The sequence below is a fragment of the Streptomyces sp. NPDC006879 genome (genome assembly GCF_042869595.1).
GTDB lineage: Bacteria > Actinomycetota > Actinomycetes > Streptomycetales > Streptomycetaceae > Streptomyces.
In genome coordinates this window covers 65595-76299 of sequence record NZ_JBIAGC010000030.1, presented here as the reverse complement: position 1 = coordinate 76299, position 10705 = coordinate 65595, and the positions used below count along the sequence as shown (strand labels likewise).

8 protein-coding genes are annotated in these 10705 nt (G+C 69.5%); 4 read left to right on the top strand and 4 right to left on the bottom strand.

What is annotated here, in order from left to right; all coding sequences use genetic code 11:
• Positions 1-131: 131 nt before the first annotated feature.
• A complete protein-coding gene (locus tag ACFYMC_RS21240) occupies positions 132-446 on the top strand; it encodes a hypothetical protein (RefSeq protein WP_388527527.1) in 315 nt (104 codons plus the stop codon).
• A gap of 390 nt (positions 447-836) precedes the next feature.
• Positions 837-1808: a pirin family protein gene (locus ACFYMC_RS21235; RefSeq protein ID WP_388527524.1), complete on the top strand. Its 972-nt coding sequence runs from the start codon at positions 837-839 to the stop codon at positions 1806-1808.
• 50 nt (positions 1809-1858) lie between these two features.
• On the opposite strand, the gene ACFYMC_RS21230 is transcribed toward ACFYMC_RS21235, so the two are convergent.
• Together ACFYMC_RS21230 and ACFYMC_RS21225 are read right to left on the bottom strand one after the other, a co-directional pair.
• Positions 1859-2941 (bottom strand): AI-2E family transporter, encoded by a 1083-nt coding sequence (locus ACFYMC_RS21230; RefSeq protein ID WP_388527521.1) that lies wholly within the window; start codon positions 2939-2941, stop codon positions 1859-1861.
• Positions 2942-3026: 85 nt separating this feature from the next.
• The gene (locus ACFYMC_RS21225; protein WP_388527518.1) at positions 3027-5180 is read right to left on the bottom strand and encodes a SpoIIE family protein phosphatase; all 2154 of its coding nucleotides are present in this window, start codon (positions 5178-5180) and stop codon (positions 3027-3029) included.
• 163 nt (positions 5181-5343) lie between these two features.
• On the opposite strand from ACFYMC_RS21225, the gene aspS reads away from it, so the two are divergent.
• Positions 5344-7164 carry an aspartate--tRNA ligase gene (gene aspS / locus ACFYMC_RS21220; protein WP_388527515.1) on the top strand — a complete coding sequence of 607 codons (1821 nt, stop codon included), beginning with the start codon at positions 5344-5346 and terminating at the stop codon, positions 7162-7164.
• A 123-nt stretch (positions 7165-7287) separates the two neighbouring features.
• Here aspS and ACFYMC_RS21215 read toward each other — a convergent pair whose 3' ends face one another.
• Positions 7288-7908 (bottom strand): helix-turn-helix domain-containing protein, encoded by a 621-nt coding sequence (locus ACFYMC_RS21215; protein ID WP_388527535.1) that lies wholly within the window; start codon positions 7906-7908, stop codon positions 7288-7290.
• A 73-nt stretch (positions 7909-7981) separates the two neighbouring features.
• On the opposite strand from ACFYMC_RS21215, the gene ACFYMC_RS21210 reads away from it, so the two are divergent.
• Entirely contained in the window at positions 7982-8977 is a 996-nt protein-coding gene (locus ACFYMC_RS21210) for an NAD(P)/FAD-dependent oxidoreductase (RefSeq protein ID WP_388527512.1), read from the top strand.
• Positions 8978-9054: 77 nt separating this feature from the next.
• Here ACFYMC_RS21210 and metG read toward each other — a convergent pair whose 3' ends face one another.
• The gene (metG, locus tag ACFYMC_RS21205) at positions 9055-10662 is read right to left on the bottom strand and encodes a methionine--tRNA ligase (RefSeq protein WP_388527509.1); all 1608 of its coding nucleotides are present in this window, start codon (positions 10660-10662) and stop codon (positions 9055-9057) included.
• Positions 10663-10705: the final 43 nt, after the last annotated feature.

The window sequence follows — 10705 nt, the reverse complement described above, 5'->3', positions numbered from 1 at the left end:
GCATCGCAAGGCGGAGGGGCGTCCCCATACTGGGCGTATTCGGGCGTTCCGACAACGCAGCGAAGTGCCGTAGCTGTCGCCGTGCGCCCGCCGGGCATTACGGGACAGCCCTTCGGTAGGGTCCCGTGTCCATGAGCGCCTCAGGGCTTTGGAGGAAGACGCGCGCCGCGGACGGGAGGGTCGCCCTCGTCCTCGGGGTTGGGAACGTGCTGTTGGTGACCGTGCTGCTGGAGGTTTCGATCGGTGGCCTCTGGCTCTTCGAGGCCGTAACCCGGGAGCAGGAGAACTCCGCTCGGGAGCTCGCGGGCACGGTCTTCGGCTGTTGGTTGGCGGGAGGGCTGCTGGTGTTCTCGGTGCTGGGCATGACGCGCACCCTGTTCAGCCATCTGGTCACCATGCTGCTGCCGCCAGCCCTGTTGATCATGGTCGCGGTGTTCTCGTGGTGAGGGGCGTCGCCCCGGCGGCGCGGTGTGCGGGTGGTCCCCTACTCAACTGACGTGGGTTCGGCTACTGTCCCGTCGCTCGACCCGCCCAGCTGTCGTACGCCCCTAGGGTGCCTCGCCCGGAGGTGGCGTCGATCGGATCGAGGCGGGTTGGGGTCCGACTCCGCGGACCCCCAGGTGCACCGGCGCCGAGGGGGCGGGCTCCGTCCTGCTGTCGCCGCCCCCGGCGGGGCTCGGCACCGAAACTGCGAGGGGATCACGTCGTGCCAGGGCGTCCACCTGCGGTTTTCCTGCGAGGATCCCGGAAGGAATTACTTCCGGGGGCCTTCTGTTGTGGGGGGTGTGGCAGGAAGTTCGAGTTTCAACTAAACTCCGAACAGAAGGAGGCCGACCATGCCTGCAGTGACTGTTGAAAACCCGTTGACGCTCCCGAAGGTCGCCGCGTCGGAGGGGGCGGTGGAGCGCAAGGCGCTCGCCGTGACCACCGCGCCGAGCGGCTTCGAGGGCGAGGGCTTCCCGGTGCGGCGTGCGTTTGCCGGGATCAACTACCAGCACCTCGACCCGTTCATCATGATGGACCAGATGGGCGAGGTGGAGTACCAGCCCGGGGAGCCGAAGGGAACCCCCTGGCACCCGCACCGCGGATTCGAGACCGTCACCTACATCATCGACGGGATCTTCGACCACCAGGACTCCAACGGTGGCGGCGGCACCATCACCAACGGCGACACCCAGTGGATGACGGCCGGTTCGGGCCTCCTCCACATCGAGGCGCCCCCGGAGCACCTCGTGGTTTCGGGCGGCCTCTTCCACGGACTCCAGCTGTGGGTGAACCTCCCGGCGAGGGACAAGATGATGGCGCCGCGGTACCAGGACATCCGCAGCGGCCATGTCCAGCTGCTCACCTCCCCCGATGGCGGCGCGCTCCTGCGCGTCATCGCCGGCGAGTTGGACGGTCACGCCGGCCCCGGCATCACCCACACGCCGATCACGATGATCCACGCGACGCTGGCACCGGGAGCGGAAATCACCCTGCCGTGGCGCGAGGACTTCAACGCTCTCGCGTACGTGCTGGCCGGGCGCGGGTCGGTGGGTGCCGAGCGCCGGCCGATCCACCTCGGTCAGACCGCCGTCTTCGGTGCCGGCTCCTCGCTGACGGTGCGCGCGGACGAGAAGCAGGACGCCCACACCCCCGACATGGAGGTGGTCCTGCTCGGTGGACGGCCCATCCGGGAGCCGATGGCCCACTACGGTCCGTTCGTCATGAACACCCGGGAAGAGCTCCAGCAGGCGTTCGAGGACTTCCAGAAGGGGCGGTTGGGGAGCGTCCCGGCCGTGCACGGGATGAGCGAGGGCACGCTCTAAGGCCCGTCAGCACCAGGTGCGGGTGCCGCCTGAGGCGGCCCCGCGGGCGCTCAGGCCGGTTCTGCGGGTTCCGTCTCGTTCGTTTCGTAGCGGGCCCGCAGTTCCGACAGCACGCCGAAGGCCGCCGCGGTCAGCGGTACGGCGAGGAGCATGCCGATGATGCCCGCGACACTCGCTCCGGCCGTGATGGCCACCATGACCGCGGCCGGGTGCATCTGGACGGTGCGGCTCTGGACCATCGGTTGCAGCACGTTGCCTTCCAGCACCTGGACGGCCAGGACCACGCCGAGCGCCCACAGCCCGATCACCCAGCCCCGGTCTGCCAGGGCCACCAGGACCGCCACCGCGCCGGAGATGAAGGCACCCAGGTAGGGGATGTAGGCGCCGACGAACACCAGCGCGCCCAGGCCTATGGCACCCGGGACCTGGAGGATCAGCAGCCCCACCGTGATGCAGACGGCGTCGATGAGGGCGATGAAGGTGGTGCCGCGCATGAAGCCCTCGACCGCGCCGTAGGCGCGCCGGGCCATCGCCACCACCAGGTCTCCTCCGGAGCGGGGCGCCAGGGAGCGCAGCCCTTCTGCGGCCCGGTCGGAATCGCGGAGGAAGAAGAAGATCAACAGAAGTGCCAGGACGGCCGTCGCCAGCATCTGGCCGACCACGCTGAGGCCGGTGAGGACGCCTGAGGCGGCGGTGCCGCCGAACTTGGTGGCCAGGTCCTTGGCGTTGGTGGCGATGTCCTCCAGCGAGGTGCCCGCGGCACCGAAATGCCGGGACAGGTCGTCTGCCGCCTTGCGGAGCGAGGCGAGGATCTGGTCACCGGTGTCGATCAGTGCCGCGACGACGATGTACGTGGCTCCGCCCGCGACCGCGAGCACCGCCAGGCAGGTCAGGGCTGCGGCGAGGGAACGGTTCACCTTCATCCGGATCAGCCGCTTGTGCATCGGTCGGAGCAGCGCGGTGCCGAGCAGGGCCAGCAGCACCGGGGTGACCGAGCTCTTGAAGACGATGCTCAACCAGACGCCCACCGAGATGACGCCGGTCACCAGCAGGATCACGGCGCACCAGGCGGCCAGCCGCCGTGCCGGTTCGGGCAGCAGTGGTGGGGGCGTGGCGGGAGGAGGGGAGGACACCCGGTCATCCAATCACGTGGATCGGGACGTGCTCTTGACGGTCCGGCCGCGGTGCAGCGGCGGTGGGTGTGCACCGGCCCGGGACTCAGGGCTCGGGCGCCGCTTCCTCGTACAGCTCGAACCAGATCGACTTGCCCTCCCCCTGGGGGTCCACTCCCCAGTCGTGGGCGAGCAGCTCCATCAGGAGGACACCGCGACCGCTGGATGCCATCTCGCCCGGTTGGCGCCGGTGTGGCAGCTCGTCGCTGGAATCGGCGACCTCGACCCGGAGCCGACGGGTGCCCAGCTCGCCCATGGCTTCGGCGACCAGCAGGGCGTCCCCGTCGGTGTGCGTCAGCACGTTGGTGACCATCTCGGAGACCATGAGTTCCGCCGAGTCGACCTGGTCCCGGACCGTCCAGTCATGGAGCAACTCGCGGATCTGTCGGCGGGCGCCGGCGATCCGGCTCGGTTCGGCCTGGGCGACGGTCAGCACGGTGCGTCGTACCGGGCGCTGCCGGTGGGGGAGCGTCGAGCCGCAGCCACAGCCCGGGCCCTCCCGGCACAGCAGCAGCACCGCTATGTCGTCCTCGCGCCGGTCGGCCAGCGGCCCGATGGTGTGGTGGGAGCGCGGGCCGTGCACGGCCGAGACGAGGGCGTCGGCGAGCTTCTCCAGGTTGTCGCCCTCGTAGGTCTCCAAGGTGGTGCGCAGCCGCTCCCAGCCGGTGTCCAGGTCGTGGCCGCCGGTTTCGATGAGGCCGTCGGTGCACAGCATCAGTGTTTCGCCGGACTCCAGCACGATGTGGGTGGTGGGGTAGTCAGGGTCCGGCACGATGCCCAGTGGCAGCCCGCCCGCGGTCGGGCGCATCAGCACGGTGCCGTCGGCCATGCGGATCACCGGGTCGGGGTGGCCGGCCCGCGCCACCTCCAGTTCGCCGGTCTGCGGGCACACCTCCACATACAGGCAGGTCGCGAAGCGCGGGCTGAGGAAGTCCGCGTCGTCGTACGGTTCGACCTCCGTGTCGGATGCGGCATGCAGCCCGGCCAGGAAGCGGGAGGCCCGGGAGAGGACCGCGTCGGGGCGGTGGCCTTCCGAGGCGTAGGCGCGTACGGCGATCCTCAGCTGGCCCATGAGGCCGGCGGCCCGTACGTCGTGCCCTTGGACGTCGCCGATGACCAGCGCGAAACGGCCGGAGGGCAGCGGGATGATGTCGTACCAGTCGCCGCCGACCTGGAGGCCGCCGCCGGTGGGCACGTAGCGGGCCGCGACGGTCATGCCCGGGATCTCCGGGCCCAGGGTGGGCATCATCGAGCGCTGGAGGCCGGTGGTGAGTTCTCGTTCGGACTCGGCCACCCCGGCCCGCTGGAGGGCTTGGGCGAGCATCCGGGCCACCGTGGTCAGCACGGAGCGTTCGTCCGGGCTGAAGACCACGGGGTGTTTGAAGGCGGCCATCCAGGCCCCCATGGTGCGCCCCGCGACGACCAGGGGCAGGAAGGCCCAGGAGTGTCGGGCGAAACGTTGGGCCAGCGGCCAGGTGGTGGGGAAGCGTTCGCGGTACTCCTCGGGGGAGGGCAGGTAGATCGCCCGTCCGGTCCGGGCGACTTCGGCGGCCGGATAGTCGGTGTCCAGGCGCATCTCGGTGAAGGGCGCCTCGTCGCCGGGGCTGTGCCCGTGGTGTCCGATGATCGACAGCCGGTCGCCGGCGACTCCGAAGACGGCCAGTCCGTCCGGGCTGAAACCGGGCATGGACAGGGAGGCCGCCACCCGCAGCACCTCCGCCGTGGAGCGGGCTTCGGCCAGGGCCCGGCCGGCGTCCAGCAGGAAGGCTTCGCGGGAGCGTCGCCAGTCCCCGGTGATGGCCGTTCCCGCGCCGCGGAAGGCCGAGGTGCCCGGTTGTGGATCGACCACCTCCTGGAGGGTGCCGATCAGCTCATAGTCCTGGCGGCCGTCGGGCGTGGTGCGCTGGAAGGGCTGGGAGCGGCTGCGCACCGTGCGCAGCACCCGGCCTTCCCCGTCCATGATCCTCAGTCGGGCTTCGGCGAGGTTGCCCTCGGCTACGGCGAGGCTGACGATGGCGTTGATCTCGTTCCAGTCCACCGGGTGGAAACGGGAGCGGACGGTGACCTCGGGCAGGGTGGTGCGCTCGGCGGGCAGGCCGAGCAGACGGGCGGCCTCGCCGTCCAGGCTGACCTGCCCTGATGCGTTGTCCCAGCGCCATACTCCGGTGGCGATGGCGGCCAGGACGTCCTCAATGCGCACCCAGTCATATTTACAGGTCGCGCGTCCGGTCTGCCCCTCGGTCCACCTCCGGGCGGGCGCCCGCCCGCTTACTCCCCACAGCCCAGGGTGCCTGGACGGTAACCTGTTGGGGGTTGTCTGCCAGACCTCCATCCGCCAAGAACACATACGAACTGGATGAACGATGCATCGGTACAGGTCCCACACCTGCGGCGAGCTCCGCGCCTCTGACGTCGACACTGACGTCCGGCTGAGCGGCTGGCTGCACAATCGGCGCGACCTGGGCGGCATCCTGTTCATCGATCTGCGCGACCACTACGGCCTGGTGCAGCTCGTCGCCCGCCCCGGGACCGCCGCCAACGAGGCGCTCAGCCACCTCACCAAGGAGACCGTCGTCCGCATCGACGGCCGGGTGGTCTCCCGCGGCGCCGACAACGTCAACCCCGAGCTGCCCACCGGCGAGATCGAGGTCGAGGTCGGCGAGGTCGAGGTACTCGGCGCCGCAGCCCCGCTCCCCTTCACGATCAACACGGACGACGGGGTGAACGAGGAGCGTCGCCTGGAGTACCGCTTCCTCGACCTGCGCCGCGAGCGCATGCACCGCAACATCATGCTGCGCTCGGCCGTGATCGCCTCCATCCGCTCGAAGATGGTGGCCCTCGGCTTCAACGAGATGGCGACCCCCATCCTCGCCGCGACCTCTCCCGAGGGCGCCCGCGACTTCGTGGTCCCGTCCCGGCTGAACCCGGGCAAGTTCTACGCGCTGCCGCAAGCCCCCCAGCAGTTCAAGCAGCTGCTGATGATCTCCGGCTTCGACCGCTACTTCCAGATCGCGCCCTGCTTCCGTGACGAGGACGCCCGCGCCGACCGTTCGCCGGGCGAGTTCTACCAGCTCGATGTGGAGATGAGCTTCGTCGAGCAGGAGGACGTCTTCCAGCCCATCGAGAAGCTCATGACCGAGATCTTCGAGGAGTTCGGCGGCGGGCGTCACGTCACCTCCCCGTTCCCGCGGATCCCGTTCCGCGAGTCGATGGTGAAGTACGGAAACGACAAGCCGGACCTGCGCACCGACCTGGAGCTCGTCGACATCTCCGACGTCTTCGCGAACTCCGAGTTCAAGGCCTTCGCGGGCAGGCACGTGCGCGCCCTGGCCGTGCCGGACACCGGTGACCAGCCGCGCAAGTTCTTCGACTCCCTCGGCGACTTCGCCGTCTCCCTCGGCGCCAAGGGCCTGGCCTGGGTCCGCGTCGGGGAGAACAACGCACTCACCGGCCCGATCGCCAAGTTCCTCACCGAGGAGAACGTCAAGGTCCTCGCCGAGCGCCTCGGCCTTGAGCCCGGCCACGCCGTCTTCTTCGGCGCCGGCGAGTTCGAAGAGGTCTCCAAGATCATGGGGCCGGTCCGGGTGGAGGCTGCCAAGCGGGCCGGCCGTTTCGAGGAGAACGTCTTCCGGTTCGCCTGGATCGTCGACTTCCCGATGTACGAGAAGGACGAGGAGACCGGCAAGATCGACTTCTCGCACAACCCCTTCTCGATGCCGCAGGGTGGCCTTGAGGCCCTGGAGAGCCAGGACCCGCTGGACGTCCTCGGCTGGCAGTACGACATCGTCTGCAACGGCATCGAGCTGTCCTCGGGCGCGATCCGCAACCATGAGCCCGAGATCATGTTCAAGGCCTTCGAGATCGCCGGCTACTCGCGCGAGACGGTCGAGCAGGAGTTCGCGGGCATGCTCCGTGCCTTCGAGTACGGCGCTCCGCCGCACGGTGGCATCGCACCGGGCGTGGACCGCATCGTGATGCTCCTCGCGGACGAGCCCAACATTCGCGAGACGATCGCCTTCCCGCTCAACGGCAACGCCCAGGACCTGCTGATGGGCGCCCCGACGGAGCTGGACGAGGCCCGCCTGCGGGAGCTGAACATCCAGCTGCGCAAGCCGGTCGTGAAGGAGAAGCCCACGGACGGCCGCCCGATCACGGACGCGGTCCACCCCGACGCGGCGCGCTGAGCACGTCGAGCCTGCTGAAGGGCCCGGGATGCCTTGCGGTTGCGAGGCATCCCGGGCCCTTCGCCATGCACGCCGAACCCGAGCCCGCAGCCGGCCCGGCGTCCACCCAGGCGCCGAGACCCCCTAAGCCTGCCCGGGCCCGTCCAACGGCCGGCTCCTGGCCCGTACGTGCATCCGCTCGCCCTGGCGGCCGAACAGGCTCAGCACCTCCACCGGCCCCTGGCCGGTGCTGCCGAACCAGTGCGGAAGCCGGGTGTCGAACTCGGCCGCCTCACCGGACTCCAGGACGAGATCGTGTTCGCCGAGGACCAGCCGCAGTCGCCCCGCGAGCACGTACAGCCACTCGTAGCCCTCGTGGGTGCAGGGGTCCGGGTTGCTCCGGGTCGGCGGGAGAACCATCTTGTAGGTCTGTAGCGGTCCGGGCTGCCTGGTCAGGGGCAGCACGGTGCTTCCGTTGACCCTCCGAGGCGTCAGCCGGACCCGGGGATCACCCACCTCAGGGGGGCCCACCAGCTCGTCCAGCGGCACCTGGTGTGCCTGAGCCAGTGGCAGCAGCAGCTCCAGACTGGGCTTGCGCTGCCCCGACTCCAGTCGGGACAGCGTGCTCTTGGAGATCCCGGTGGCCTCCGAGAGCGCGGCCAGAGTCATCGCGCGCCCAGTCCGCAGGCGTTTGAGACGGGGACCGACCTCGGTCAGGACACGGGCGATCTCAGGTGAGTGCTCCACCCCGGCATTGCACCCCATCCGTCCCGGAAACAGCAACAACCTTTGCCGGAGCCCGCGCAGGGACCGCAGGGTGACGGCGGAGGTGATCGTGGTGAACGACACGAAGAAGGAACCCGCCCCGAGGGCGTCCGCGAGCGGAGCCCGGTACGACGTGGTGGTGGTCGGCGCCGGTGCCGCAGGACTCAACGCCGCCCTGGTACTGGCCCGGGCCCGCCGGCGGGTGGCGGTGGTGGACGCGGGCGCACCCCGCAACGCCCCGGCCGCCCACATGCACGGGTTCCTCTCCCGCGACGGGATGGAACCCGCCGCCCTGCTGGAAGCGGGCCGGGCCGAAGCGCTGGGCTACGGGGTCGACCTGCTCGACGCCCAGGTGGAACACATCGCACCGGGCTTCCAGGTGACCCTGGCCGGCGGGCCGGTGCTGGGCGCCCGCCGGGTGCTGGTGGCCACCGGGCTGCGAGACCGACTGCCCGAGATCCCCGGGGTGCGCGAACAGTGGGGCAAGGACCTGCTGCACTGCCCGTACTGCCACGGATACGAGCTGCGTGACCAACCACTTGGTGTGCTGGGCACCCGTCCGGCGGCGGTGCAACACGCCCTCCTGCTGCGCCAGTGGTCGTCCGACATCGTCTTCTTCCAGGACGCCCTGGAGTTGAGCGACGCGGACCGCGAACAACTCGCCGCCCGCGGAGTACGCACCGTGGAGGGCGCGGTGAAACGGCTCGCGGTCCACGGGGGCCGGCTGCGTGGGGTGGAGCTCGCCGAGGGCCGCGTGGTGCCCCGCAGCGCGGTCTTCCTCGTCCCGCAGATGGTGCCCAACGACCAGTTGTTGACCGATCTGGGTTGCGTCAAGGACGACCACGGCTGGGTGGTCACTGACCGCTCGGGCCGGGCGAGCGTGGCCGGGGTGTGGGCGGCGGGCAATGTCACCGACCCCAGGGCCCAGGTGGTCACGGCCGCTGGAATGGGGGCTTCCGCGGCATTCGCCCTCAACCACGACCTGGTGGCCGAGGAGGTCCGGGAGGCGGTCGAGCGGAGGACCCGCGACGGTGCCGCTTCAGGACACCTGGCCGCCTCGGCCACCTGAGGGCGAGGACGACGCCGCCCGGTTCACCCCCACCAGTCGGTGGGGGTGAACCGGGCGGCGGGCCGGGCACAGCTCGATCAGGCGGCTGGTTTCTCTTCCAGACGCGGGAACAGCACGGCGCCCTTGGTTACGGTGGCGCCCACCGGCAACAGACCCCAGGCGCCGGCGTCCTGAACCCGCTGGTCGACCAGCGGACCGAGCCCAGCAGCCTCGGCGCCGAGTGAGTCCCACAGTTCCTTGGAGGTCTGTGGCATCACCGGGTTCAGCAGTACGGCCACGGCCCGCAGGGCCTCGGCGGCCGTGTACAGGATCGTCGCCAGCTTGGCCTGGCCCTGCTCAGACGCGTCCTTGGCCACCTTCCACGGCTCCTGCTCCGTGATGTAGCCGTTGACCTGCTTGACGAACTCGAAGATGGCCAGGATGCCGCCCTGGAAGTCCAGTTCCTCACCGATCTTCCGGTCCGCTTCGGTCACGGCCTTCGCCAGCCCCTCGGCGATCGCCTTCTCTGCCTCGCCGCTGGCCGTGGCCGCGGGCAGCGAACCACCGAAGTACTTGCCCACCATGGCCGCCACCCGCGAGGCGAGGTTGCCGTAGTCGTTGGCCAGTTCGGAGGTGTAGCGGGCGGAGAAGTCCTCCCAGGAGAACGACCCGTCCTGGCCGAACGCGATCGCCCGCAGGAAGTACCAGCGGTAGGCGTCCACACCGAAGTGCGAGGTCAGGTCCTGCGGCTTGATGCCGGTCAGGTTCGACTTCGACATCTTCTCGCCGCCGACCATCAGCCAGCCGTTGGCCACGACCCGGCCCGGCACCGGCAGGCCCTGCGCCATCAGCATCGCGGGCCAGATCACCGCGTGGAAGCGCAGGATGTCCTTGCCGATGAGGTGCACGTCCGCCGGGAAGGTCTCCTCGAACTTCGCCGGGTTCTCGTTGTAGCCGACGGCCGTGGCGTAGTTCAGGAGCGCGTCGATCCACACGTAGATCACGTGCTTGTCGTCCCACGGCACCGGGACGCCCCAGTCGAACGTCGAGCGCGAGATGGAGAGGTCCTCCAGGCCCTGCTTGACGAAGTTCACGACCTCGTTGCGCGCCGACTCCGGCTGCACGAAGCCCGGGTTCGCCTCGTAGAACTCCAGGAGCTTGGGGCCGTACTCGCTCAGCTTGAAGAAGTAGTTCTCCTCCTTGAGGATCTCCACCGGCTTCTTGTGGACGGCGCAGAGCTTGGTGCCGTCCTCCGCCTCGATGAGGTCGCCGGGGAGCTTGTACTCCTCGCAGCCCACGCAGTACGGGCCCTCGTAGCCGCCCTTGTAGATCTCGTCCTTGTCGTACAGGTCCTGCACGAACTCCTGGACGCGGTCGGTGTGACGCTTCTGGGTGGTGCGGATGAAGTCGTCGTTCGCGACGTTCAGGTGCTCCCAGAGGGGCTTCCAGGCCTCCTCGACGAGCTTGTCGCACCACTCCTGGGGCGTGACCCCGTTCGCGTCGGCCGTGCGCATGATCTTCTGACCGTGCTCGTCCGTGCCGGTGAGGTACCACACCTTCTCGCCGCGCTGACGGTGCCAGCGCGTGAGCACGTCGCCTGCGACGGTCGTATAGGCGTGGCCCAGGTGAGGAGCGTCGTTGACGTAGTAGATGGGGGTCGTGACGTAGAACGCCTTCCCCTGCTTCTCAGATCCAGTGGCCGCCATGGACGAAATCCTAATGGGCCGACCGGGCAGCCCTCACCGTGAG